Source organism: uncultured Ruegeria sp. (assembly GCF_947497005.1).
Classification (GTDB): Bacteria; Pseudomonadota; Alphaproteobacteria; order Rhodobacterales; family Rhodobacteraceae; genus Ruegeria.
In genome coordinates this window covers 15,489-42,181 of sequence record NZ_CANMFF010000013.1, presented here as the reverse complement: position 1 = coordinate 42,181, position 26,693 = coordinate 15,489, and the positions used below count along the sequence as shown (strand labels likewise).

The following is a 26,693-nucleotide window of genomic DNA, read 5'->3' as shown; positions in this document are numbered from 1 at the left end:
TATGTTATACGCCGCATAAAAATCGAGTCGATGATGTTACAGCCAAATGTGGTCAGGATTGGTTGGTCAGCCATTCCGAGAAGGCGGCCACGGCCTCCGTCGCAACGGTGTTATGTGGCTGAACAAGAAAGTATCCGTAGTCGGGCAGTTCGATGTCGGACAACCGGAACAGCCGTTGCGCCTCTAGATCAGCAGACACGAGGTCATCCATCAAGGCGATGCCCTGCCCGTCGATGACGGCTTGCACGCGAACATTGGGGTCGAGGACGATCAACACATCTTGACGCACATGCTGAGGCAAATGTGCGGAGATCAGCCATTCGGACCAGGCGTTGCCGTTGTCCCGATCCCTAAGAAACGTAAGCTGTGATATGGCGACATCCATTCCCAACTCCGCAACTATTCGAACCACGGAGGCATTTCCAACGGGATAGGGCGGCAATGGCATGAACGGGGTCACCTTGCCCTCGCTCCAATCCCCTTTTCCCCATCTGATCGCCAGATCAACATCCTGCATCTCGTGATTAGAAAACTGGATCATCGGCTGAATGCGCAACTGCACATCCGGGTGGCGTTGCATGAACGTCATCAGGCGCGGAGAAAGCCAGCGCGCCGCAAAATAGGTCGACACGCCAACGGTCAGGGATCGCGAGGTTCTCCCCTTCAACTCCAGAATACCGGCTTCAATTTCTTCATACCTAGACTGGCATGCCACCAACAGTTTCAGCCCTTCCTCCGTCAGGGTAACACCATGCGTCGTTCGGCGGAACAGGACCATCCCCAGGTCAGATTCAAGCGTCTTAATCTGATAACTGATCGCGCCCTTGGTCATGTTCAGCGCTGCGGCAGCGTCCGAGAAACTTGGATGTCGGGCAATCTCGGCGAACAGCCGCAGGAGATCGTGATGATGAAAGTGATGGCGCATATCCCTGTTGTATAAAACATTTGAACGCGACGGCCAGAATTCTTCATTTCCAAACACGCACGAACCACCAATCCTGTCAGGGAACAGATAATTTGGAGCTACGCATTTGAGTGCTTTGAACGTCACCATGGAAACGCAAATACCGACAGTGCGCCGCAGCCGGTCCCGTTGTGATCGGTCGTCGTGTCTTGACACGATGTCCCCAGGCGCTCCGTTCACGACGCGAAAGATACTTGCACACGAATTGCTGAACGACGCGGTCTTGACGCGGATCGAAGACCAGGCGGACTAGATTCTAACAAAGATAGGCGTCGAATTCCGGGGCGATCACGAAGCGCTCGAATTGTTTGCCGCGCCCGGCGCCCGTGTCGACGGGGAGCGCGTCCGTTTTGAACCGGGCCATGCGCGCGCGCTTTGTGCCACGGCACCGCCCGAATTCAGACTGCACAGCCAGGATCCGGCCAAAACTGTGACCCTTGGCGGCGACAACGTTGTTCTGATGCCGGGATACGGGTCGCCCTTTGTCAGCGATCTGTCCAAGGGCAGGCGATACGCAACGCTCGAAGATTTCCGTAACGTTGTGAAACTCACTTACAGCTCCCCTGCCCTGCATCATTCACGTGGAACCGTAGTTGAGCCGACGGATGTACCCGTGAACAAGCGACATCTGGATATGGTGTCGGCCCACCTCACTATGTCGACCAAGCCCTTTATGGGATCGGTCACCGCGCCAGACCGCGCGCAGGACAGTATCGAAATGGCGCGATTGGTCTTTGGGCACGATGTGATGGAGCGCGACGCCGTGATGCAAGCCAATATCAACGTCAATTCGCCGCTGGTGTTCGATGACACCATGTCGTCGGCACTCCACATCTATGCAAATGCGGGTCAGTGCGTATGCGTCTCTCCAGCGATCTTTACAGGGGCCAAGGCAGCCTACCTCTGCGCTCTGATCGATCAGGGCAGGATCGCCGACGATGCCATCGTGTCGAACAATGGCGACAATGAATGGATGATTGTGCACTGCTCCGGCGACACCATGGCGCTGCTGGAAGCCTCAGCGGCAGGGCGCGACGTCCAGATCAACTTTATCGACGATCTGCATGACCTTTCGGTGCATGGCCCTGCTTCTTTGGAGATCCTGAACGCCCACACGGATATCGACCTGGCCGAATTGGCTTATTTCGATCACACACCGGCAACACTTTTTGACCATCCCTGCCGCATCTCGCGCACCGGCTATTCTGGCGAACGTGGTTATGAGATTTTTGCAGATGGAACGGTGATCACGGACATCTGGGGCAAGCTCGTGCAGGTGGGCGTCATGCCCTGTTCCTTTGCTGCTCTGGACAAGGTGCGTATCGAAGCCGGGCTGTTGTTTTACGGCTATGACATGACCGCGGAGAATACTCCATGGGAGGTCGGCCTCGGCTTCACCGTCAGCACAACCAAGGCCGATTATCGCGGAAAAGCAGCTGTCGTGGCGGCAAAGGGGGCCGAAAAAGTAAACAATGTGTGCTTGGACATAGATCACCCCGACATGGTGCCCGGTGGTGAAACGCTGTCACTGGATGGTGAACCTGTCGGCGTAATCAACAGCCCCTGCTACTCACACCGGATGGGTAAATCCCTTGCCCTTGCGCATGTTGTTCCAGGACTGGCCGTTGGAACGAAGCTGACCATGTCAGGCGGCGGCCTGAACACGCAAGCAACCATCGCAGCACTCCCTATCTACAATCCAACGAAACTTCGCACCCACGAGTAAGACGATCGTTGCGAGTTGCTGTAGAGCGCGGCCCATTCCGGACATTCAGCGCACGCCAAATCTGGCAACCCCGGCATCCCGAAATCGGCCATTCACGCGCGGCGCAGCAATTTCGAGAAGTTAACGGCTGTAACGCAGGACTAACGGCCATTACCTTTTAAAACATTAACGTCCATATTACCCTAGAACGTCACAGAAAAGCCCTGCTAGAATGTTGCTCTATTCAACTTTAAGAAAATGGGCTGGCGAAGAACGCCAGCTCTACGCAATTGGTGCGAGGATCGTGAGAATTAGCCAAGCGGTTTGTATACGACCGCGTCAATCTCGACCTTGGCGTCTACCATGATTTGTGAACGAACCGTGGAGCGTGCTGGGCCTCCGTTGGGAAAATAGCTCGCATAGACCCGGTTGAACGTCCAAAAGTCGCGTGGATCATCCAGCCAGACACCGACTTTTGCGATGTCATCCAGGGTGCAGTCAGCCAGCGCCAGAGCCGCCATCAGGTTCTCCATCGTTTTCCGGGTTTGCGCTTCAATACCGCCCGCTTCGATTTCGCCGTTTTCTTTCATCGCAACCTGTCCGGAAATGAACACAAAATCTCCGGCTCTTACCGCAGGTGCAAAGGGAAGCGGTTGCCCGCCTGCTCCAGTTCTGTCATCGCCCAAACGCGCGATCTTTTTCTCAATCATTGAAGTGCCTTCCTTCTGTTAGGGTTTTCCGTAAGGAATTGGATCCACGGCGCCATAGCCCGTGGTTGATAGGGCTGCTCCCCGGTTCGCGAGCTCAGCTGATTTCAGGACATCTTTGCTTTTCAGGTAGGCAGACAGGAATATTCCGTTGAAACAATCTCCGGCACCGGTGGCGTCAACCGCTCGAACCACTACACCGGAGATAGTGTGTATGCCTTGCCCCTCAGACACAGAAACGCCGTCCGCGCCAAGTGAAAGAGCAACAACTTCAGGACCCAGATCATGGTAGAAGCTGATGATTTCCTCAGGGCTGTGAAGACCCGTCAATTGGCGGGCATCATCGAGCCCTGGCAAGACAATGCTGCACTTGCGCATTGCTTCGTGGGTTATCTGTCGCGCCTTGTCCAACGGCCATAGAGCCGTGCGTAAATTGGGGTCGAAGGCAATTTGAATACCTGACGCTTGCGCGGTTTGGATTGCATGTTGGGTTGCTGACTTTAACTCAGGACTTACCCCCAAGCTGATCCCAGAAGTATAGAACATCCGGGCATTGAGGATCACATCATCTGGAACCTGAGCAGGCAGCATCCGGCTCGCGGCAGAGCCTTTCCTACGATAAACAAAATGGTGCCCACGTTCATCATGAAAGACAAAGTATAGCCCGGTATCTTCGCCTAAAGCGGACTGCACATGTTCGTGGTTTACGCCTTCTCGGGACCACAAACCCCTGAGTTTCTCACCGAAATGATCACCTCCGATGCATGCGATCAAAGCGACGTTTGTCCCTTGTCTTGCAGCAGCCACAGCAACGTTAGAGACATCGCCACCGAACCCGCCTTTGAACGAGCCATTCGGGCAAGCGGTCAACTCGAAGAGGGGCTCTCCCAAACATATGAGGTCAGCCATAGTGCACCTTATTGATACCCGTCGCCTTCAGAAACTATGGGCAGTGTTTGCGTCAGCTATTGAACTTTGCCACGTGCCGCGACGGGAACTTGTCCCAACGCGTGATCTCCACGAATGGTTTCAATCTGGTCCACCATGTTAGTGACGACACAGGCATGATTGGGAACGATCCGGACACGCTCGCCAACTTTCAGGTCGATTTTATCTGCCACCAGCACGCCGTGCTCCTCGGACAGGCCCTGAACCAAAATATCCGGCCGACCAATCACGTATCCATGGCCTTCCAGTCCCAACAGGTCAGAGGTCAGCACCTTTGATCCCGCATCGATAACGGCACGATTGTTTGCCGGGACCGAGATCACCGTGGCAAGAACGCTCAATGCACAGTCCTCCCAGGTGCAAACACCCCGTGCCTGCAATGAACGGTCGTTATAGATGTAAGTGCCAATCCTGTATTCGGTTGCAACGGGAGCATCCTGCGCTTGCCACATGCCCGGCGAACCACCATGGGAAACGACGCGTACAGGCAGCCCGACCTCTTCGATTTCATGTTTGGCCTGGGTGAGCCATTCCTGTACCTTCGCCTCCTGTTCTACAGGCGGATAGGTCATAAGGCCGAGAAACGAGACGCCCGGCTGGGCATCGATGTAGCGCGCGAGATCCCTTGCCTGCTCAGGCGTGGTTACGCCACATCGTTCCGCGCCTGTGTCACATTCAACCAACACTCCGAGCGGGTTTGGAGCATCCGCAAAGAACCGCGCTAACCCGTCTACAGTTTCTTCGTTGTCCGCGACAACAGAAAGGCTCACCTTTTCGGAGAGGGTGCGCAATCGCGCCAGTTTGGCGTCGCCGAGAATGTTAAAAGTAATCAGCACGTCATCAATGCCGCCGTCAGCAATCATTGCCTCGGCCTCACTCACTTTCTGGCATGTTATGCCAATTGCACCAGCCTCTAGCTGCAGTCGCGCCAGCATAGGAAGTTTGTGGGTTTTGATGTGCGGTCGAACGCTGAGTCCGTGTTTCGCACAATGCTGTTGAAAGCGGTCGATGTTTGCTTCGGCAATATCTAGATCGACCAGGACAGCCGGTGTGTCGATACCGGCAAAAATCATTCCACAACCTCCTTGTGAGGGTTTTTGACGATGGGCCAAATTGGACGTGTCAGGTTCTTGTAATGTGTTTTGGTGGGATCATTCGGATAGGGGCCTTCGACGGCGGCATAGATAATCTCAGAAGCGACGTCGGAGAACGCGCCGTGGAAGTGGTTTGTGGACTTTACGACCAGTATCTTCTTGTCAGTGATATCGATGCCGAGGTTGGTGAACAGGTCTGGCGAAAATGCCTGACTTCGGTTTGAATTCAGAACAACCTCGATCCCACCCAAACGTATGACAGAGCAGTCTCCCATCGGAACAACGGATGCACCAAAACTCTGAACCGCATTGCGCTGGTTGCGAACCACCGTAACCGTAGCGTCAATTGGCTTCCCCGCCAGAGCTGATGTCTTACCGCCAAAGCGAAGGTCGAACACTGCACCTTCACCGGCTGCATGGCAAAGGCGAACCGCCATAGGATCCCAAATCGTGCCGAATGCAACGGATGTGAGTTTCTGAGCAATAGCTTCTTCAATAATGAGCGTTGAATCCCCTGCTACGCCTCCACCGGGATTGTCCCAAACGTCCGCTACGACCACTGGTCCGCGCGCAGTTTTCTGAGCCTCACACAATGCCTCAGTGGGGGTCAGATAGTTCGGCTTTGTCTGCCCGCGAAAAGAGAACAACTCAGCCCCCAGTCTCTGAGCAATGCGATCTGCCTTGGTCTGGTCATTGTCGGTCAGTACGACGATCTTGGCACCAAGGTCGGGGGAATCCCCTGCCATGAACCCATGAATGACGGAAGCAGAGAGAACCTCACCATTTGCCTCCATATGCTTCAGTAGATCGACAAATCCGCGCATGGGTTCCTGACTGGTCGGCAGAATATCCAACATGCGCACGTCAAAAACCGAAGTGACGGGCCGGATTTCGCCTTTGATAGTTCGCAACGTCAGGTCGACGCAGGCCTCTCCTGCTTCGACAAAATCAGTATGTGGAAACTCTTTGAACACAGTGATCACGTCAGCGTTGGCTACTCGTCTGTCGCTGAGGTGGCTGTGAGGATCGAAGCTCGCTCCGATGACAGATTCCGGCCCGACAATTGCTCGAATTGCTTCGATCAATTCGCCTTCGCAATCCAGACAATCCTCGGAGATCATCGCTCCATGCAGGCCTAGGACAACGCCGTCCAAGGGCATAGCAGTCGTTACCTGATCCAGCACCTCTTGTTTCAAGCGTGCCCATGTCTCGCGATTCAACAACCCACCGGGCTCTGCCCATGCAGCGGTTCCCTCAATCAACTCCAGCTCATTCGACTGCGCCCTTTTCCTCAATGCAGGAAATACTGCACTGCAAAGCGTTGGGGTTACGGGGTGCTTGCCTGGAGGTGCATAAAAGCTCTGCTCAAAATCGGAAAAGTCCGTACGCAGGGGAGAAAAGGTATTCGTTTCGGTTGCGAGGGACGCACAGAAGACCCGCATGTTCAATCCAATTTGTTGCTTGGGTCGGAGACCAAAAGTTGGTCTCCGACGAGTTGTGCTGCCAGTTGGTTCCAGCAGTCAGGGAGGATCAATCGAGGTAGGACGCGTTATTGGCGTTCTCTACCGCGGCCTTGAAGCTTGCTAGAAGCTCGGCCGACTTTTCATCAAGGTTTTCCTGAACATGTGCTTCAAATGCAGGCTGCGTTGCAGCTGCCATGGAGCTTCGCTGTTCGTCAGTTAGAGCAGTGACCTCAATCTGATCCATCAAGCCCGCAAGGCCGCGATCTGACGCCTCAATGATACGCGACAAGCCACGGCTGGCCGTAACGCAGTTTTCAGCGGCTGTGCGGATCGTCGCTTGCTCTGCCTCTGACAGGCTTTCATAAAAGGCACGATTCATCATGAAGGTGTAGGGTGAGAACAGGTGATTGGTCAGCGTCATGTATTGCTGAACCTCTGCAAAATTAGCGAATGAGATGATCGGTACAGGATTCATCTGACCGTCAATCACTCCGGTTTGCAGCCCGGAATACACTTCACCCCAGGACAGTGGATAGGCTTCCGCACCCAACGCCTGAATGATCTTCTGATGTGACGGCAAGGTCATTGTGCGAATGCGAATGCCATCAAAATCCTTCAAGTCTGCGATGGGGCGTTGCGAGTTGGTTACCGCAAAGAAACCACCGGTGTCCGGGAAGCCCAGAACCACCACATCGCTCAACTCTGCCTCGATATCAGCGGCCAGTGCCTCACCGAACTCGCCATCAAAGACCTTGTAAGTTGATGCGTTGCCGTTAAATGCAAAGGGCAGGTTCAGCACGTCGATACGCGGGTAGTAGCTGGCCAAGGCACCAGTTGAGGTCAGGGTTGCCTGAATGATCCCGTCCCGCATCTGTTGAACGTGTTCTGCTGCGGAACCCAATTGGTTGGACCCGAAGACCTCAACAGAAACACTACCATTGGTGCCCGAGTTTACAAGATTTGCAAAGACAGCCGTGCAGGCATGAGCTGGGTTTTCAAACGGGTCAGTTTTGTTGTCGTGGCCAAATTTTATCACCCCACCTTCAGCCAATGCGCTGCTAGCAAGCATGGTCGCAGTCAGCGCCGCACCTGTCAGAATTTTTTTCATGATACTTCTCCTGTTGATTTGGTTTTTGTGGCGAAACTACTGGGCAAAGCCCAACATCCGGGGAAGCCACAGCGCTGCGTTCTCCCAGAAAGCAAAGACGAAAAGGATCGCAATTTCTGCTATTAGAAACGGGAACAGTTTGATTGAAATCCGTTCCAGCTTTTCGCCGGTCACGGAGGATAGAACAAACAGGCAGGCACCCACCGGCGGCGTCATCAATGAGATGTTCAGAGCCAGCACAAATATGATGCCGGCGTGGATCGGCTCCAGTCCGACTTGCTCTGTCAACGGTACAAGGACAGGGGCAAGGATGATCAGAATGGCTGTGATATCCATCACCATACCGACTACCAGCAGCAAACCAATGATGATCGCGATTACAGCATAGCGGTTGTCAGAAAGACCCAGAACGGTTTCGGCAATCAGTTGCGGAATGCGTTCAAAGCTCATCCACCAACCGAGGATTCCGGCAAAGGCGATTATTACGAAAATTACCCCGGTGATGCGCGCGGTACGCACCAGCATCGCGTAGAAACCTTTGAAGGTCAGCGAACGATAGACGAAAACCCCGATAAACATGGCATAGGCCACAGCAATCGATGCTGCCTCCGTCGGGGTGACGATACCGCCCAAGATGCCACCCAAAATGATCACAGGCATTGCCAGGGCGGTCAGAGAGGAAACGAACGTATCCCAGATCTCGCGCGGGGTCGCTCCGCGCAACGCTTTGGGTAGGTTTTCCCGTTTGCCGCCAATTGCGATCACCGCCATGCAGACCATGCAGATCACTAGGCCTGGCAGAACTCCGGCTGCGAACAGGCCTGCAATGGAAACGCCCATTAGCGACCCGTAGACAACCATTAGCCCCGATGGCGGAATGGTCGGGCCGATGATGGACCCCGCGGCCGTGACCGCGCAGGCATAGTCGCGTTTGTAGCCCTCTTTCACCATTGCTGGCACAAGCGTCCGGCCAAAGGCCGCCGCGTCCGCTGTCGCCGAGCCTGTTAATCCGGCAAAGAACACTGACGCCAACATGTTAGTATGGGCCAGCCCACCCCGAAACCGTCCGACCAAAACCTGCGCAAGTTTCACCAAACGACTGGTGATACCGATATCATTCATGATCTCACCGGCCAGAATGAAGAACGGCATGGCGAGAAAGGGAAAGATGTTGAGGCCGTTGAATATCTTACTGGGACCAATCGCAAGAAACTGCGTTCCTCCCATATCGATCAACCCAACAACGCCGGCAAGGCCAATAGCAAAACCAATAGGCATTCCACACAGAATGAGTGCAACAAATACGATTGCGACAATCACAGTGTTTCCTCCGCCTTTACGGCAAAGGGCGGTTCGTCAATGTGCGTACCCAAGTCACGAAACAGGACAAGTATCAGCTGCACAGATGACAAGGCCGCTGCGACGGGAATGGCCGCGTAGAACGGTGCAAGGCTTGCCCCAAATATCATTGCTTGCCTTGGCGCTCCGCTTTCCACGAAACTGATCCCAAAGAACGCAACATACAAAAACAAAGCCAACGCCAATACATCCATCGCGATAAGAAGAGCTCGCCGTAAGCGAATTGGGAGCATCATGACGAATGCCGTGAGACCGATGTGATCTCTGCGCGCAATACCAGATGAAACCGCGAGCAGCGCGGCCCAGATCATCAAATAGCGGGCCAACACTTCTGGCCACGGGAGTTGCCAGTGGAAATAATAACGGTCAATAACGCCAAGCCAGACATCCAGAACCAGAGACAGCATCAAAGCTGCGACAATGCCTTCAACGACTGAGTTTATCCTTGAACTTGCGCTGGCGAACCAGTCCGACATTCGTATTCCTCCCCAGGATCCGAATCTGTAACTTGGTTACACAATGCGTGATACTTGGTGAAATATCAACGACAAAATGTAACTTAGTTTCTCTTTACACCGCAAATAGGGGATTTCATGACGAACTTCTTGCCCATATACATCAATTTATGTAACTAAGTTTCATGACCAGTCATAAGGAAATTACCAACTTGCCGAACGAATCTCGCCCCGTATCAGATGGTAGTGCCCCTCCACTTAAAGGCAGAATTGGAGCAGTCGATTTGATTCCGGCACTGCACAATTCAGAAACTAAACTGGCAGTTCAGGAGCAGAAGGTCGCCGATTACGTAAAGGACCACCTCAACGAAATCAGCGCCATGACCATCGGGGATCTCGCGCAACGCTGCTCGGTCAGCAAGCCAACCGTGGTTCGGTTCTGCCGCAGCCTCGGCTGTGAGGGATTTCGAGATTTCAAACTCCGCTTGGCTCAAAATGTCGCTGTAAGCGCACAATATCTGTATAGAAACGCCAATGACGAAAGCCCTGACGCAGATACCGCGATTGACCAAGTCCTTGGGGCTTTGTTTGCGACCTTGGACGTAATGCGCGGTCAAATCGATACGGCAAAACTCGAAGAAGCGAAGAACGCCTGCCTGGGTCGACGACAAATCCTGTTCTCAGGAATAGGTGGGGGCTCATCGCTCGTCGCCCAGGAAGCTTCTAACCGTTTTTTTAGACTTGGGATTCCATCATTCTTTGTGAATGACAGCTATGTCCTACAGATGCGTGCCGCCGCGCTCGGAACCGAAGACGTACTCTTCCTTGTTTCGGCGAGTGGTGAAGCCGACGCAATCGTTAGTGCGACCGAAGTCGCCAATGGTTATGGCGCCACCACAATCTGCATCACAAAGCCCAATACGAGGCTATCCGACATATCCAAAATTGCTCTTCTCACGGAATTGCCTGAGGACAGTGACATTTACAAGCCTACAGCCTCGCGATATGCCCACCTCGCCATTGTAGATGCATTAGCCATGACCGTGGCGCAGGAGATGACCGGTGAAACAAAAGAGAATCTGCGGCGAATTCGAGCATCGTTGACGGCTTACCACGGAAGAACTGGCCCACAGCCTTTGGGTGACTAATCTAAGAACGATTAACTTCAGATCAGAGCAGACCAGACATTGGTGCAGCCCGCAGCACCGGTCAAAATGGGTTTTCCGATAACCTTGGGGGCAGCGCAGCATCAAGCGAAACCACTGGCCGCCTCGCCATCATGCACGGCCCAAAGCGGAACTTGGCTGTCCGCCCGAATGCTGCGGTGCGGCTTCTGCTTAGCAGACTTTCATGAGTTCTAAGTCAACACGCAAAACAGGTATCACTGACGCATCAGCAGGGAATTCAGAATAAAATCTTCAGTACACCCAATGACCCTGGTCATTGGTATTTCTGACAGCACACTACGGTATGCGCTGCCTTCCAGAACCTCTATCACCAGCTGTGACGCCTGAAGCGGATCAGGAACAGCGCGCAAATCACCGTCTGTAATCCCTCGTCTAACAACCGTCTCCAGAGCGTCAGTCAAGCTGGAGCGGTTCTCGACAAACAGCCGCGCGATGTCCGGTTGTCGAACGGCTTCACTCGAAATCTCCAACGTGAGAATAACATTTTCCGGCGCAGCCAGGTATTTGGCGTAGGCCCTGATGAACTTTTTCAACACTTTGGGAGCGGGCGTATTTGAGTTCAGGATTTTCAAAAACGGTTCCATCTCGCGGCGTTCAAGCATTGCGATTTCCACAAGCACGTCATGTTTTCCGCGAAAATGGTTATAGAGGTTTCCAAGGCTCACGCCCGCCCGCGTTGCGATATCGCGGACACCAGTCTGATGATAGCCGCGCTCAAGGAAACACATCACCGCGGCCTCCAGAATCTGGTTGCGACGCTTGGCTGTTGCCTTTTCCCGGATTGAACCCGGCTTTTTGGTGTCTTCGGACATTTTATTTTTTCATATTGAACGAACGATCGTTCATAATATATGACACTTTACCGCATACCACAAGGCGCAATGGATTCGGCGGCACGGGAAAGACAGGACTATGACGGACAAAACCCTGGACACTAAGCAAAGGCCAGCCCGACGATGGCTCTGGATTGGACTATCGCTGGCACTGTTTGTCGCAATCGTCGTCCTGTTGTTTGACACCGAAGATACAATTGCTGTTCAGGCAACAAACACCTCACCTCCGCCACCGACCGTCTCTGTCGTCAGTGTTGCCCCGGAAACCGCGCAGGCGCGGGTTTCGGCGTTTGCCGAAGTGCTCCCTCGGTGGGACGCCGAGCTACGATCTGCCGTGTCCGGGCGCATAACCGCAGTGCATGCTGCCGCTTTGGCCGGCACACAGGTGGAACGGGGCGATCCTTTGTTTTCAATCGAAAATGCACCTTATCAAAGTGCTGTTGCTACGGCCGAGATGGAGCTTGAGCAAGCGGAACTGGCATTATTGCGCGCGCAGAACAACGTAACCGTTGCACGACGACAGTTCGAACGGGATGAAACAGAACCGCCAAACGAGCTGGCTGTGAACCTGCCGCAATTGCGCATCGCCGAAAAAACCGTTGCGGCGGCGCAGGCACGCCTGAACGCAGCGCGCAATGAGCTGAAGGACGCGGAAGTTGTTGCCCCGTTTTCGGGATTTGTCACCCATCGCTTCGCCAGCCTTGGCCAGACGGTCAACCCGGGCGATGCCCTGATACACCTCTCGGACGACTGGCAATTCGAGCTGGTTGCAGAGTTCAGTCAGGCGGATTGGGCGCTTTTGGATCACCCGATTTCTGGCGCCACTGCTGATCTGATACAGCGCTCGGGCGGATCCTTAGGGCAGGCTCAAGTCCGACGTGGAGGAGGGTTTCTGGACCAAAACACACGGCAAGTGCGCGTCTTTTTGGACATCAAAAACCCCGGTGAAGGCATTCTCGCCGGAGATTTCCTGCGGGTTCATATTCCCGGACGCCGGATTGCAGACACCGTGACCCTGCCGGAAAGCGCCCTGACCCGTGCGGGGTACATCTGGTTGGTGGATGATGAGGACCACTTGCAAAGGCTCAGCCCGAACATCCTGTTCCGCAGGGAAGGTACAGTCACAATCGTAGCCCCCGATGGGACCGGCCCGTGGCGCGTGGCCAGAACACCGCTGGCTTCATTTCTGCCGGGTCAGCGCGTGACACCGCAAACGAATGAGGGCTGAGCTATGCAAGCGCTGACATCCTGGTTTATCCGTAATCCAGTCGCAGCCAATCTGATGATGGCGCTGATCCTGCTCCTCGGGGTGCAGACGCTGCTGAACATCAGGATCGAAGGCTTCCCGCGCATTCCGCCGGAAAGCGTCACAATCGCGATCGAGTTCCCTGACGCAACAGCGGAGCAGGTCGACGAACTGGTGACGCAGAAGGTCGAGCAGGCGCTTGAGGGACTGGAAGGGGTGCGCAGTGTCACCTCGCAGTCGCGAAACGACCTGAGCGTGGTCACAGTCCGCCGTGCGGGTGGTCAGAAACTGCAGGCCGTTCTGGACCGGGTGCGCATTCGGATCGACGGGTTGACCGATCTGCCTGAAACCGCGCGCCGACCGGTGATCGAAGCTTCGGGGTTTAATTTTCCGGCGCTCTATCTGAACCTTTATGGCGAAACGGACCCGGCCACGTTGCAGAGCCTGGCACAACGCCTCAAGGAAGAGTTGTTGGCACAACCAGAACTGTCACGACTGCAGATTTGGGGTCTGATCCCGCGGGAATTGCGCATCGAAATCGATCCGGCGCTGCTGCGCCACTATGGTCTGACCGTGTCGGATGTGACCCGCGCCATCGAAGGGAATTCGTTGTCATTTCAGGCAGGTCGCCTGCAGACCGAGGGCGGCACGATCTATCTGCGGGCTGATGATCGGGCAAAATACACGCCTGAATACGCGGCCCTGCCGATCATTGAACGCGACGACGGGTCCTTTGTGCCTTTGGGCGACATCGCCAAAATCGAAGACGCATTTCAGGACGGCGAATACCTGTTCCGCCTGAACGGCAAACCAACCGTCGGGATGGAGGTTCTGGTCGGGCAGAAAGAGAACCTGCTGGAAATCAGTGATGTTGTGCGCAGCACGGTTGATGAGTTCGACCGCCAGTTGCCGTCGCAGGTTCAAGTCGAGGTCTGGGGGGACAGCGCTGGCTATATCTCGGATCGTCTGGCGCTGTTGCGGTCGAATGGAGTGCAGGGGTTGATCCTTGTGACTTTGATGCTGTCGGTGTTCTTGAACGTGCGCTTGGCCTTCTGGGTCGCTATGGGCATTCCCGTTTCGGTCATGGGGGCGATTGCGGTCTCGGGCTCGAAATGGGTGGATTATTCGCTGAACGATGTGACGACTTTTGGCCTGATCATCGCCTTGGGTATTCTGGTCGATGACGCCGTTGTGGTCGGCGAAAGCGTTTTCGAAGAACGCCGCAAGGGTAAAGAGCCGATCAAAGACACGGAACGTGGCGTGCATCGCGTGGCCGTCGCCACCGTCTTTGGCGTGCTGACCACAATTGCGGCTTTCGCTCCAATGCTGCTGATCGACAACCCGTTGGGCAAAGTGCTGGCCGGGTTCTCTGGTATCGTGATCCTGACGCTGATCTTCTCGCTTATCGAAAGCAAACTCATTCTGCCCGCCCACTTGGCACAGGTGGCGATGCGGCAAGAGCGCAGCTATCTGCTGACCCGGCTCTGGGGTCGGGTCCAGGACGCGGCTCAAGGTGGGTTGTATTGGGTCCGGGACCACATTTACCAACCGATGCTCCTTGCAGCAGTGCGCCAGCGCTACGCCGTCCTGATCCTGTTCATTGCCGCTGCAACGCTGGGGCTTGGCCTGATGTACAAAGGCAAGGTCAGGACCGTATTCTTCCCCGAAGTACCCGGGCAAGTCATCACCATGAACCTTGAAATGGACGCCCGTGCGCCTTTCGCGCTGACCCGCTCGAACGTGAACCGGATTGAACGCGTTCTGAAGGATCTGAACGCAGAGCTTGCCGATAACGCAGGCATGGCCACGCCGCCCGTTCCGACGGTGTTCACAATCATAAACAGCGCAGGTAGCGCACAAGTATATGCGGAGATGATTCCGGTGGCCGAGCGCCCGGATGTCCCGATCCTCTCCGTTGTCCGCGAATGGCGCGACCGGGTCGGTGAGGTCGAAGGCGCGACCGAGTTGGAGTTCACAGGGTCAGAGACACTTGCCGGGGGGTTCCGCATTCGACTGGCGTCAAGGGACGAAGACCTGCTGCAACAAGCCAGCGCCGAAATGAAAGACTTTCTGTCGAGTATCGAAGGCGTGGCGAATGTTCGGGATGGGCTGGCGGGCGGCCAACCCGAACTGAAACTCCGCCTGCGCCCGGACGCGCGGCACCTTGGGTTCAACGCCGAGGCCCTGGCCAGACAGATTGGCTATGGGTTTGGCGGGGCCGAGGTGACCAAGGTCCGGCGTGATGGGTCCGAAGTCCGCGTGGTCGTGCAGAACGCGCGGGAAAACCGCGATACGCTCGCCGATCTGATGCAAACCCAGTTGCGCAGCGCGTCTGGCGCTTGGGTGCCGCTCGAAACGGTTGCCGAAATCGAAGGCGCGTACACCTCTGACACCATCGATCGCCGCGACGGCAAGCGTATGAACCTCGTGGCCGCGTCCATCAACCGCGATCGCATCGCACCCGAAGAGGTTGGACAGGCGGTATTTGAACAACTGGTCCCGAACTTCCGCGCCAAATACCCAAGCGTAACAGTCCTGCCCGCCGGTGAACTGGAAGAGATGGCCGATATCAGCGATGGCCTGAAACGTGCGTTGCTGCTTGCGGCTGTGCTGATTTATGTCCTGATGGCCGTGCCACTGAAAAGCTATTGGCAGCCCTTCGTCATTCTGGCCATAGTGCCCTTTGGTTTTATCGCGGCTGCGGTCGGGCACCTGATCATGGGTGTCTCTCTGTCGCTGTTTTCGTTCTTCGGCATGCTGGCTCTGACCGGTGTAATTGTGAACGACAGTCTGGTCATGATCACCCGCTACAATCAGGCGCGCGAGGAAGGTCGGCCCGTGAATCTGGCGCTGAACAGCGCAGGCATCGGACGTTTCAAGGCGATCTTTCTGACCACCGCGACAACGGTGATCGGTTTACTGCCTTTGCTGACCGAAACCTCTGAACAAGCGCAGTATCTGATCCCTGCGGCAATCTCTCTGGCTTTTGGGGAACTGTTCGGCACAGCCCTCATGCTGCTACTGGTGCCTGTGCTGATCGCCATCACCGAGGATGTTCTCGCCGTTTTCAAGCCACCCCTTCCGCAGCCCTCTGAAGAAAGAACAAAGCTATGACAAGGACCCTTCTGGCCCCCGCCTTCGCCCTGATGGCGCTGGCGACGCCTGCCGCTGCCGATGGTCTGAACGTGACCGTGGATGGCATTCGCAATGCCAAAGGAAACATCGTGATCCTTGTGTTTGATGATGCGCGCGGCTTTGACAGTTTGGATGTCTGGAGCGCCATTGACTACGTCCAGGTACCGTCACGCAAGGGCAGCGTCAGCCACGAGTTTGCTGACCTGAACGAAGGCCCATATGCAGTGCTGTTGTTTCATGACGAAAACAAGGATGAAGACCTGAACATGACTGCAACGAAACTGTTGGAAGGTCTCGGATCAACCGGTGCTCCAAACCCTCAGGATGAGCCTGATTTCACGGCCGCCTCGGTCTGGCCGGGCGATGTCCGCGTTCGTATCCACTATGATCAGTGATGTTGCATGCTAAGGGGCAGAAAACTGACAATAGGCACGTTGCTGAACGTGTTTCGGTGGCGGGTCGGAATCACCTGGTTTCTGATCCTGGCGGAAACGGCATTAACTGTGTTGATCCCGCTGTTTATCGGCTTCGCCATAGATGGACTATTGAGCAGAGAGTTTCAGCCCCTTGTGCATTTAGGCACGCTCATGGTCGCCCTCACACTGATCGGTGTGATCCGGCGGATTTACGACACGCGTGTCTACGGAACGATCCGCGTCGAACTGGGCAAGGCGCTTGCCGCGCGGTTTTCGAACCTGCCAATTTCAACTCTGAACGCCCGGATCGGAATGGGGCGTGAACTGGCCGACTTTCTGGAGGAGATCCTGCCTTCGGCAATTTCGGGGGTCGTGCAATTCGTCGTATCGGCAGTTTTGCTGTTCTACTTCTCGCCGGCACTGGCATTGTCAGCCTGCGGGGTTCTTGTCGGAATGATATCCGTCTACGCCCTGTTTCATTCGACGTTTTGGCGCTGGAACCGTGCGCTGAACGAGCAAATGGAGCATCAGGTCAGCGTACTGGAGCAGCGCCGCGACCGCCCGGTGCTTGCCCACTTGAAAAAACTGCGTCGGTTCGAAGTAAAGCTCTCGGATACCGAAGCCATTCTGTACGGCGTGATCTTCGTTTTGTTGATCGGTCTGATCCTGTTCAACCTGTGGTTCGCAACGCAAAACTTGGATGCGACACCGGGAATGATCTTTTCGATTGTCAGCTATTCATGGGAGTTTGCTGAAGCCGCGCTTGCTCTGCCAGTCACATTCCAATCCTGGTCTCGGCTGTCCGAAATCACGGTCCGATTGCAGAGCAGTTGATCAGAATGCCAAACCATTCACTGATTGGAATGGTATTGGTCTATCAAGAATAAGTCGGCCCATAAGAGACATTCACCACCTAGCCTCGATGCTGTGATCGTAACCCGCATTCCGACCGTTCGCTACGGGAGCAAATTCGAGCCATTGGTGAACGGGAAGTGTGCGGACAATGCGGCCGCTCAATGGTAACCGGCGCAACGACCGCTTTCTTTCGAATGCAATCTTGGCCTTCTTTCCAACATAGATTGTCCAGACGGAGACTTTCCACAAAATTGGACCGTGCCTCAGCGACCCGCTACAGTGGCCTGATAAGCGTCAAGCTCAGTGATCAGCTCAGTACCTGTAGGCGCGCCGTTTCTGGCGCAAAATTCAGACCACACCGCTCCGTAGGGCAGGTCCTTCAGTTCCTCTGTCACAACAAACCGGCTTGTGAAATCCAGCGCGTCCTCCGCCGCTCGCAAGCGATCCCAGGGCCTCAGAAGCGCCTGTAGAAGCGCCTTTTGCATGTTGCGCGTGCCGATCACCCAAGCGGCCGTACGACTGATCGTGGCGTCGAAGAAATCAAGCCCGATATGGGTCTTGCCCAACAGGTCGCCGCTGACCAGTTCATGTGCCATCGCCAGGATGTCATCGTTCAGCATGATCACATGGTCGCTGTCCCAACGCACAGGACGCGACACGTGCAGCAGAAGCTCATCCAGAGACAGGGCCACGGCGCTCAGTTTGTCGGCGATATTCTCGGTCGGGTGGAAGTGCCCCATGTCGAGGCACAGCAGTGTCTTGTTGCGGATCGCATAGCCCATGTAGAACTCATGGCTGCCCACCGTGCAGGCCTCGACCCCGATGCCAAAAAGCTTGGATTCGACCGCATCCAGCATATCCGTTTTCGCCTCGGCCATCATGGTGTCGAGCGAGGCCTCAAGCCGGGTCCGTGCCGCCATACGGTCGATAGGAAGATCCTTGAACCCATCCGGAACCCAAATGTTGTTGATGCAGGGTGAACCAAGCGCGGCTCCCATCTGCGCCGCAATGTCCCGCGTGCGTTTCCCATGTTCGATCCAAAAGTCCCTGATGCCCTTGTCGGGGTGCGCCAACGTCAGGTTGTCGTCGGCCTTTTTATGGGCAAAGAAGGTCGGGTTGAAATCCAGCCCGATGCCGATGCCTTTGGCCCAGTCGACCCATGGCGCGAAATGGCGGTACTCGATCTCATCCCGGTCCGGGGTATCGTCTGTGTCCATGTACATCGCGTGCAGGTTCAACCGATGTGACCCGGGGATTTTTGCATAGGCAAACTCAAGATCCGCCCGCAGTTCGTCGGGATTGCGGGCTCGGCCCGGATGGTTTCCGGTTGCCTGAATGCCCCCGCCCGAGGTGCCGGTCTGGTTTTCGAACCCGACCACGTCATCGCCTTGCCAACAGTGAACGGAAATCGGGATGTCCTTCAGAGCCTTGATCGCAGCATCAGTGTCGACGCCCCAGTCAGCGAATTGCGCTTTGGCGCTCTCATAGCTCATGGACCGTCTCCCTATCGCGTGAAGGCCTGAACGTTGCCCGCATCAACGTTCAGAATGTTGCCCGTGGATTTGGCCGAAATCTCGGCGGCGAAGAAATAACAGGCCTCAGCGATATCTTCCGGCAGGACTGAGCGTTTCAGCATGGATCGGTTGCGGTACATCTCTTCCAGCCCCTCCTTGTCCGTGCCGTAGGTCGAAGCCCGCTGATCCAGCCAATCGCCTTCCCAGATCTTGGAACCCCGCAACACCGCATCCGGGTTCACAACGTTCACCCTGATCCCGGCCTCAGCGCCTTCCAGCGCAAGGCAACGGGCCAAGTGGATTTCCGAGGCCTTCGCCGTGCAATAGGCCGCGGCATTGGGCGAGGCGGCAAGCCCGTTTTTCGAGGCTACGAAAACGATAGATCCGCCCATGTCCTGCACCCGCATGATCTTGAAAGTTTCCCGGCTGACGAGGAAATACCCCGTGGACAAGATGTCCATGTTCTTGTTCCAAAGGTCGAGGGACGTTTCCTCAACCGGGGCAGAGGATGCGATCCCGGCGTTCGAGACAAGGATGTCGATGCCGCCAAATTCGACGGATGCTTCAGCCAACGCGTGGGCCACGGCATTTTCATCCGTGACGTCCATCAGGACGGTGCACACGACGTCCTTGCCGAACTGCTGGGTCAGGACCCCTTCCGTCGCGGTGAGGCTTTCGGGATTGACGTCGGCCAGCATGACACAGGCGCCCTCGGACAAGAAACGTTCTGCCGTTGCCGACCCTATGCCACCGCCGCCGCCGGTGACCAGCGCGACGCGACCAACCAGCGATTTTGGTTTCGGCATGCGCTGCAACTTGGCTTCTTCCAAAAGCCAGTATTCAATGTCAAAAGCTTCCTGCTCTGGCAGGCCGCAGTATTCGCTGACGGCACTTGCCCCGCGCATAACATTGATCGCGTTGACGTAGAATTCGCCGGAAATGCGGGCTGTGCCCTTGTCCTTGGCAAAGGTGATCATGCCGACCCCGGGGATCAGGTAGACAACCGCGTTGGGGTCCCTAAGCGCAGGCGAGTTATCGTGTTTGCAACGGTTGTAGTAGGCCGTGTAGTCCTCACGATAGGCCGCGACTTGCGCGGGCAGGCCTTCGAGCACTGCGTCGATGTTGTCCTGGGCCGGGTCGAAGCCGGCGACCAAAGGCCGGATCTTTGTGCGCAGGAAATGGTCGGGGCAGGACGTACCAAGGGCCGCCAGCGCCTCCATGTCCTTAGAATTCACAAACTCAAGCACCGAGTCGCTGTCGTTGAAATGCCCGACCATGTGCTGGTTGCCACTGACAAAGCCACGGATCGCGGGCATCAGCCGGGCGGCAACGGCCCGCCTACCTTCCGGGGCGTGGCTCTCGTGGACCGCTCCGCCAAAGGCCGGAACATCGGCGGTCTTTTCGGCCAACCACTTGGTCGCGACGTTGATCACGTCGATGGTGCTGTAATAGCAGTCTTTCGCCGTGTCAGCCCATGTGAACAATCCGTGACTTTCAAGGACAACGCCATCGGCATCCGGATTTTCCAGGCAGAACTTTTCAAGCCACAGGCCCAGTTCATACCCCGGCCGTTTCCACGGCAGCCAACCGATCCGGTCACCGAAAATTTCCTGGGTCAGCTCCTTCGAATTCTTCGACGCTGCGATCGCAATAATCGCGTCGGCGTGGACGTGATCGACATGTTTGCGCGGCACATAGGCGTGCAAAGGCGTGTCAATTGAGGCCGCGCACGGGTTCAGTTTGAAGGTGCAGTGGGGCAAATAGCCGACCATTTCATCTTCAAACTCGACCCCGCGATAAAGCCCCTTCAGCGCGTTCAGCTTGTCCATGTATAGCGTGGCGAAGCCGTCAAGCTTCATGGACCCGATGTCACTGCCGGAACCCTTGACCCAGAGCACCTCGACCTCTTTGCCGGACAGTGGGTCGGTTTCCATGACCTTCGCAGAAGTATTGCCACCGCCATAGTTTGTGACGCGCTTATCCGATCCCAGCGTGTTGGAGCGATAGAGAAGCAGTTCCGATTCGGACATGCCTCCTGCCACAGCGTCATCCCAGCGGTTCTCAAGAAGCTGATTTTCGATGGATTTCAACGTTCTGCCCTCCTCACGATGCAGCGGTCGGTACTGCACCATCGCGTTTAGGCTTAGTAGTGTGCATCGTTATGTCAATCAAAAACAATCACAAACAGTCATTCTGCAATGCAGAATGATTGAAAGTGATCGAAAATGATTGACAGCTGCGACGAATATGCGCAGCGTGGAGTGAATGGGAGGTGGCTTTGCACGAAAAAGAACGCCATAGGATCATCATTTCAGCGGTGCAGGATCGCCCCGTCGTGACGGTTGGGGACCTGTGCACCTTGACCGGCGTGTCCGAAGCAACCATCCGACGCGACATTTCAACACTTCACATGAAACAGAAGGTACGCCGTGTTAGAGGCGGCGCTGAGGCCATAACGCCACCGCAGTTCGCCGGGCTGGCGGGCCGTCCGTTCGTCGTCAACGAAACCATGAATATCGCAGCGAAGCAGGCGATTGCGCGCGCGGCGGTTGAGATGTGTGGCGAAGGTGACAGCATCATCATCAACGGGGGCACAACGACCTTTCAGATGGTGCATCCGCTGGCCAACCGCAGGATGCAGGTCTTTACCAATTCGTTCCCGATTGCCGAGCACCTGCTGAAGCATTCGAAGAACACGATCATGTTGTCAGGCGGCGCGATCTACCGGGAACAGAACATAATCCTGTCGCCCTTTGACAACGACGTGACCCGCAACTTCTATGCAAAGCGCATGTTCATGGGGGCGCAGGGGCTGGGCCCCATCGGCCTGATGGAGGCCGATCCCCTTCTGATCCAAGCAGAACAGAAACTGATCGGACAGGCGGATGAGCTTGTCGTTCTGGTAGACAGTTCGAAATTCGCGCAGCGCTCCAGCCTGGTGCTTTGCCAGTTGGACCGGATCACGACCGTGATCACCGACGAAGGAATTCCTGACAAAGCGGCGGCCATGCTTGAGGCTGCCGATGTGAATCTAATCGTTGCCCAGTCGGGCAGCGTTCAAGAAAACGAGGTGGCCTCTTGACCGCCTCCGAAACCCGAGACCCAAAGATGACTTTCTGGGAGGAACCATCATGAAACGTCGTACTTTCACATCTCTTGTCGCAGGGATGAGCCTTGCCGCCAGCATGTTTGGCTCCACGGCGATGGCGCAGGACAACATGCGCATCGCTCTGGTCGTAAAAGCGCTTGGTATCGGCTTCTTTGAAGCAGCCGCCGAAGGCGCTGAAGAGGCCGCCGGAGAGCTTGGCAATGTCGAGATCATCTACACCGGCCCGACCGACACCACCGCGGAAGGTCAGATCGAGGTCATCAACTCCCTGATCGCGCAGGGTGTCGACGCCATCGCGATTTCGGCAAACGATCCTGATGCACTTGTGCCGGCACTGAAACGCGCGATGGACCGCGGGATCACCGTGATTTCCTGGGACTCAGGTGTGGCTGAAGGCGGACGCCAGATGCACCTGAACCCATCCTCGACCCCGCTGATCGGCAACACGATCATCAAGCTTGCCGCGGATCACATGCCGGATGGTGGTGAAGTTGCGATCCTGTCCGCGTCGGCCACGGCAACCAACCAGAACGCCTGGATCGAGGCCGCTAAAGAGGTTCTTCCGAAGTATGACGGCGTCGATCTTGTGGCCACCGTCTATGGCGACGACCTCAGCGACAAATCCTACCGTGAAGCACAGGGCCTCATGGCATCCTACCCTAACCTCAAGGCGATCATCGCGCCAACGACCGTTGGTATCCTGGCGTCCTGCCAGGCGGTGACCGACGCGGGCAAGATCGGTGAGATCAACGTGACCGGTCTGGGCCTCCCGTCCGAGATGGCAGGCTGTGTTGATAGCGGTGCAACCAAGAGCTTCGCGATCTGGAACCCGATTGACCTTGGCTACTCGGCCACCATGCTGGCGCATGCAATCGCCAACGGTGCTGAAACCGGTGCCGGTGCCGAAATCCCGATGGGCCGCATGGGCTCGGTGACGCTGGATGACACCGGCTCGGCAGCCATGGCTGATCCGTTCACCTACGACAGCTCGAACATCGAACAGTTCAAGTCGATCTTCTAATCTGCACGACGTGTCGGGGCGCGGGCGATGACCCGCGCCCCGACACCCTACTCTTCCCACATCCAGAAACAATGTCCATGCAGTTGGAATTGAGATCAGACGTGTCGAACGCCGCCCCTATTCCGCTTCTGAGCCTGTCCGGCGTGACCAAGACATTTCCCGGCGTGCGGGCCCTGTCAGATGTTTCGCTGAACCTCTACCCGGGCAAGGTCACGGCATTGGTGGGCGAAAACGGTGCAGGCAAGTCCACCGTGGTGAAGGTTCTGACGGGCATTTATCAACCCGACGAGGGTGACATCCGGATCGATGGCGAGGCTCTCAGTTTCCCGACACCGCAATCCGCCGAAACCGCTGGCGTAACCGCCATCCATCAGGAAACCGTCCTTTTCGACGAACTGACTGTGGCGGAAAACATCTTTCTCGGTCATGCGCCAAAGGGGCGATTTGGCCTGATCGACAAACCCGCCATGGCGACCCGCGCGCGCGAGATTCTGGATGGAATCGGGGCCAAGATTGATCCGGGCGCGACGCTCAAGGACCTTGGAACCGCAAACAAGCACCTGGTTGCCATTTCCCGGGCGCTGTCCATCGACGCGCGCGTTGTGATAATGGACGAACCGACCGCAGCCCTCAGCCAGAAGGAAATCGAAGAGCTTTACGAACTCGTCGAAAGCCTTAAGGCGCAAGGCAAGGCGATCCTCTTCATCAGCCACAAGTTTGACGAGATCTTCCGCATCGCCGATTTCTACACCGTCTATCGCGACGGCCAGATGGTCGGCGAAGGGGCGATTGTAGATGTCAGCAAGCCGGAGCTGGTCAAGCTTATGGTGGGCCGCGACGTCAGGCAGATTTTCCCCGAACGCGACCACAACGTCGGCCACGATATCCTCGAAGTCGCCGGGTACGACCACCCGACCGAATTCGCGGACATCGGTTTCACGCTCAGGCGCGGCGAAATCCTCGGGTTCTACGGGCTGGTCGGCGCAGGTCGGTCCGAATTCATGCAGGCCCTTTTCGGGATCACCCGCCTCTCGGGCGGAGCCGTGAGGATCGACGGGGCACCAGTTTCAATTGCATCGCCCGCCGACGCGGTCGCAAGTGGCATCGTCTATGTCCCGGAGGACCGGGGCAAACAAGGCACAATCGGCGCGCTGCCGATTTTTCAGAACGTGTCGCTGCCGTCACTCGCTCGCACCTCGCGCAAGGGGTTCATCAAGCTGGCCGAGGAATTCAAGCTGGCACGGGAGTATACCGAACGTCTCGACCTGCGCGCCGCTTCGCTGGACACCGATGTCCGCAACCTTTCGGGCGGCAACCAGCAGAAGGTCGTGATCGCCAAATGGCTCGCCACCAAGCCCAAGGTCATCATCCTGGACGAACCCACCAAGGGCATCGACATCGGGTCCAAGGCCGCCGTACATGAATTCATGGCGGAGCTTGCCGCGCAAGGGCTCGCCGTCATCATGGTCAGTTCCGAAATCCCCGAGATCGTGGGCATGTCGGATCGTGTGATCGTCATGCGCGAGGGGCGCATCGTGGCGGAACTGGCCCGCGACCAGATCACGCCCGAAACGCTTGTCAGCCACGCCGCAGGGATCAGGGAGGCCGCGCAATGAAACGTATCCTCGCCTCCCGCGAACTTTTGCTGCTGGTCGCCATCGCATTGGTGCTTGGCATCATCTCAAGCCGCTTCCCGGCGTTCATCACGCTGTCGAACCTGGCTGCCGTCTTCAACGACACCTCGCCGCTGATACTGCTGGCCATCGGCCAGATGATCGTGATCTTGACGAAGTGCATCGACCTCTCGGTCACCGCCAACCTCGCGCTGACCGGCATGGTCGTGTCCCTGATCAATATCTCGGCACCAGGTCTGCCGATTGTCGTAACGCTGGTCGTGGCCACCGGGTTCGGGGCGTGCCTTGGAATGTTCAACGGTATCCTTGTGTGGAAACTGGACATCCCGCCTATCGTGGTGACGCTTGGCACCATGACCATCTTCCGGGGTACCATCTTCCTTCTGACCGAGGGCAAATGGGTCAACAGCCACGAGATGAGCGACACTTTCAAGGCATTCCCGCGCACCGAGCTTCTTGGCCTTCCGGTGCTAAGCTGGTTTGCCATCGCGGCGGTGATCCTTTTCACCATCGTCATGACCCGCACCACCCTGGGCCGCGCCTTCTACGCTGCCGGGGGCAACCCCCATGCCGCGACCTATGCCGGGATCAACGTGGGCCGGACCCAGTTCTGGGCCTTCACGATCTCTGGCGCGCTGGCCGGTCTGACCGGCTACCTCTGGGTCTCTCGCTTCGCGGTTGCTTACGTCGATGTTGCCGGTGGGTTTGAATTGACTGTCGTGGCGGCCTGCGTCATTGGGGGCGTGTCGATCATGGGTGGCATCGGTTCGGTCCCCGGCGCGCTGCTGGGCGCGCTGTTCCTCGGCATTATTGCCAATGCCCTGCCGGTCGTGAACATCTCTCCCTTCTGGCAGATGGCCATCTCGGGCGGCGCGATCATCATCGCGGTTGTTCTGAACGCCCAGGCCAACCGGACGAAAGGTCGCATCATCCTCAAACGCGCGGAGCACGCGACATGACCACGACGACACGCTCGATCCCCGATCGCCTGCGCTCGCCGCTGGAGCGGAACCTGAAAAGCTGGGAAAGCCTTCTGATGCTGGTCGCAATCGGCATCTTCATCGCCAACAGCTTCGCCTCACCCTATTTCCTGAACGCCTGGAACCTCTCCGACGCGACCTTCAACTTCACCGAAAAGGCGATGATCGCCTTTGCCATGGCCCTGCTTATCATCTCTGGCGAAATCGACCTCAGCGTCGCCGCGATCATCGCACTGGCCTCGACCGCCATGGGCGCCGCCGTGCAGGCGGGTGTCGGGACAGAGGGGCTGGTCCTGATCGGTCTGGCCGTCGGTCTGGCCTGTGGGGCGGTCAACGGTTTCCTCGTCACCGGCCTTGGCCTGCCATCCATCGTCGTCACCATCGGCACGATGAGCCTTTTCCGCGGGATCAGTTTCATCGTGTTGGGCGATCAAGTCTACAAGGGCTATCCAGCCGATTTCGCCTTCTTCGGACAGGGCTATGTCTGGTGGGTGATTTCCTTCGAATTCGTCCTCTTCGCCATCATTGCGGTGATCTACGCGGTCATCCTGCACATGACCAATTTCGGCCGCGCGGTCTATGCCATTGGAAACAATGCCACTGGAGCGCTGTTTTCGGGCATTCGGGTGGGCCGGGTGAAGTTCACCCTGTTCCTGCTGACAGGCCTGATGTCCGGGGTCGCCGCCGTCTGCCTGACATCCCGCCTCGGCTCGACCCGACCCTCCATCGCCTTCGGGTGGGAACTTGAGATCGTGACCATGGTCGTCCTTGGCGGGGTCAACATCCTCGGCGGCTTCGGCTCCATCCCCGGCGTTGTGATCGCGGCCTTTGTCATGGGGCTTGTGACTTTCGGACTTGGCTTGCTGAACGTGCCCGGTATCGTGATGTCGATTGTTATCGGGGCGTTGCTGATCTCGGTCATCGCGCTGCCCCGGCTCTGGTCGATGTGGAGGGGCTGAC

22 protein-coding genes are annotated in these 26,693 nt (G+C 56.6%); 11 read left to right on the top strand and 11 right to left on the bottom strand.

Annotation, left to right across the window (positions count from 1 at the left end):
• Positions 1-52 precede the first annotated feature (52 nt).
• Positions 53-925 (bottom strand): LysR substrate-binding domain-containing protein, encoded by an 873-nt coding sequence (locus Q0816_RS17620; RefSeq protein WP_298853026.1) that lies wholly within the window; start codon positions 923-925, stop codon positions 53-55.
• Positions 926-1,217: 292 nt separating this feature from the next.
• Between Q0816_RS17620 and Q0816_RS17615 the strand changes: the two genes are divergently transcribed.
• Positions 1,218-2,690: a trimethylamine methyltransferase family protein gene (locus Q0816_RS17615; protein WP_367180530.1), complete on the top strand. Its 1,473-nt coding sequence runs from the start codon at positions 1,218-1,220 to the stop codon at positions 2,688-2,690.
• Between the two features lie 290 nt (positions 2,691-2,980).
• On the opposite strand, the gene Q0816_RS17610 is transcribed toward Q0816_RS17615, so the two are convergent.
• The 7 genes from Q0816_RS17610 to Q0816_RS17580 form a co-directional block, all read right to left on the bottom strand.
• The gene (locus Q0816_RS17610) at positions 2,981-3,379 is read right to left on the bottom strand and encodes a RidA family protein (protein WP_298853025.1); all 399 of its coding nucleotides are present in this window, start codon (positions 3,377-3,379) and stop codon (positions 2,981-2,983) included.
• An 18-nt stretch (positions 3,380-3,397) separates the two neighbouring features.
• A complete protein-coding gene (locus Q0816_RS17605) occupies positions 3,398-4,285 on the bottom strand; it encodes a sugar kinase (protein ID WP_298853023.1) in 888 nt (295 codons plus the stop codon).
• 56 nt (positions 4,286-4,341) lie between these two features.
• On the bottom strand, positions 4,342-5,397 hold the full coding sequence (locus tag Q0816_RS17600; protein WP_298853021.1) for a D-TA family PLP-dependent enzyme: 1,056 nt from the start codon (positions 5,395-5,397) through the stop codon (positions 4,342-4,344).
• Entirely contained in the window at positions 5,394-6,860 is a 1,467-nt protein-coding gene (locus Q0816_RS17595; protein WP_298853019.1) for a M81 family metallopeptidase, read from the bottom strand. The genes Q0816_RS17600 and Q0816_RS17595 overlap by 4 nt, the downstream gene beginning before the upstream one ends.
• Before the next feature lie 88 nt (positions 6,861-6,948).
• Positions 6,949-7,989 (bottom strand): DctP family TRAP transporter solute-binding subunit, encoded by a 1,041-nt coding sequence (locus Q0816_RS17590; RefSeq protein WP_298853017.1) that lies wholly within the window; start codon positions 7,987-7,989, stop codon positions 6,949-6,951.
• Between the two features lie 36 nt (positions 7,990-8,025).
• Positions 8,026-9,309, bottom strand: a complete 1,284-nt coding sequence (locus tag Q0816_RS17585) for a TRAP transporter large permease (RefSeq protein ID WP_298853015.1) — start codon at positions 9,307-9,309, stop codon at positions 8,026-8,028.
• A complete protein-coding gene (locus Q0816_RS17580; protein ID WP_298853013.1) occupies positions 9,306-9,824 on the bottom strand; it encodes a TRAP transporter small permease in 519 nt (172 codons plus the stop codon). The genes Q0816_RS17585 and Q0816_RS17580 overlap by 4 nt, the downstream gene beginning before the upstream one ends.
• A gap of 164 nt (positions 9,825-9,988) precedes the next feature.
• Here Q0816_RS17580 and Q0816_RS17575 point away from each other — a divergent pair, with 164 nt between their 5' ends.
• Positions 9,989-10,951: a MurR/RpiR family transcriptional regulator gene (locus tag Q0816_RS17575; RefSeq protein WP_298853011.1), complete on the top strand. Its 963-nt coding sequence runs from the start codon at positions 9,989-9,991 to the stop codon at positions 10,949-10,951.
• A 233-nt stretch (positions 10,952-11,184) separates the two neighbouring features.
• Here the strand turns inward: Q0816_RS17575 and Q0816_RS17570 are convergent, their stop codons facing one another.
• On the bottom strand, positions 11,185-11,802 hold the full coding sequence (locus Q0816_RS17570; protein WP_298853009.1) for a TetR/AcrR family transcriptional regulator: 618 nt from the start codon (positions 11,800-11,802) through the stop codon (positions 11,185-11,187).
• A gap of 100 nt (positions 11,803-11,902) precedes the next feature.
• Between Q0816_RS17570 and Q0816_RS17565 the strand changes: the two genes are divergently transcribed.
• Genes Q0816_RS17565 through Q0816_RS17550 form a run of 4 tightly spaced genes read left to right on the top strand, consistent with a single transcriptional unit; the run spans position 11,903 to position 17,454 of the window.
• A complete protein-coding gene (locus tag Q0816_RS17565; protein ID WP_298853007.1) occupies positions 11,903-13,051 on the top strand; it encodes an efflux RND transporter periplasmic adaptor subunit in 1,149 nt (382 codons plus the stop codon).
• Positions 13,052-13,054: 3 nt separating this feature from the next.
• Positions 13,055-16,183, top strand: coding sequence for an efflux RND transporter permease subunit (locus Q0816_RS17560; protein WP_298853004.1), 3,129 nt, complete (start codon positions 13,055-13,057; stop codon positions 16,181-16,183).
• A complete protein-coding gene (locus Q0816_RS17555; protein WP_298853003.1) occupies positions 16,180-16,599 on the top strand; it encodes a DUF2141 domain-containing protein in 420 nt (139 codons plus the stop codon). Before Q0816_RS17560 ends, Q0816_RS17555 begins: the two co-directional genes overlap by 4 nt.
• A 6-nt stretch (positions 16,600-16,605) precedes the next feature.
• The gene (locus Q0816_RS17550; protein WP_298853002.1) at positions 16,606-17,454 is read left to right on the top strand and encodes an ABC transporter six-transmembrane domain-containing protein; all 849 of its coding nucleotides are present in this window, start codon (positions 16,606-16,608) and stop codon (positions 17,452-17,454) included.
• A 284-nt stretch (positions 17,455-17,738) separates the two neighbouring features.
• Here Q0816_RS17550 and Q0816_RS17545 read toward each other — a convergent pair whose 3' ends face one another.
• Entirely contained in the window at positions 17,739-18,968 is a 1,230-nt protein-coding gene (locus tag Q0816_RS17545) for an L-rhamnose isomerase (RefSeq protein ID WP_298853000.1), read from the bottom strand.
• A gap of 11 nt (positions 18,969-18,979) precedes the next feature.
• Complete coding sequence (locus tag Q0816_RS17540) at positions 18,980-21,121, bottom strand: bifunctional rhamnulose-1-phosphate aldolase/short-chain dehydrogenase (protein ID WP_298852999.1); 2,142 nt, start codon at positions 21,119-21,121, stop codon at positions 18,980-18,982.
• Positions 21,122-21,267: 146 nt separating this feature from the next.
• Between Q0816_RS17540 and Q0816_RS17535 the strand changes: the two genes are divergently transcribed.
• From Q0816_RS17535 to Q0816_RS17515, 5 genes are all read left to right on the top strand, one after another.
• Positions 21,268-22,071 (top strand): DeoR/GlpR family DNA-binding transcription regulator, encoded by an 804-nt coding sequence (locus tag Q0816_RS17535; protein WP_298852995.1) that lies wholly within the window; start codon positions 21,268-21,270, stop codon positions 22,069-22,071.
• Positions 22,072-22,120: 49 nt separating this feature from the next.
• Entirely contained in the window at positions 22,121-23,119 is a 999-nt protein-coding gene (gene rhaS, locus Q0816_RS17530; protein WP_298852992.1) for a rhamnose ABC transporter substrate-binding protein, read from the top strand.
• Positions 23,120-23,190: 71 nt separating this feature from the next.
• On the top strand, positions 23,191-24,735 hold the full coding sequence (locus tag Q0816_RS17525; RefSeq protein WP_298852989.1) for a sugar ABC transporter ATP-binding protein: 1,545 nt from the start codon (positions 23,191-23,193) through the stop codon (positions 24,733-24,735).
• On the top strand, positions 24,732-25,712 hold the full coding sequence (locus Q0816_RS17520) for an ABC transporter permease (RefSeq protein ID WP_298852988.1): 981 nt from the start codon (positions 24,732-24,734) through the stop codon (positions 25,710-25,712). The genes Q0816_RS17525 and Q0816_RS17520 overlap by 4 nt, the downstream gene beginning before the upstream one ends.
• On the top strand, positions 25,709-26,692 hold the full coding sequence (locus tag Q0816_RS17515; protein ID WP_298852986.1) for an ABC transporter permease: 984 nt from the start codon (positions 25,709-25,711) through the stop codon (positions 26,690-26,692). Before Q0816_RS17520 ends, Q0816_RS17515 begins: the two co-directional genes overlap by 4 nt.
• The last annotated feature ends 1 nt before the right edge of the window (position 26,693 follow it).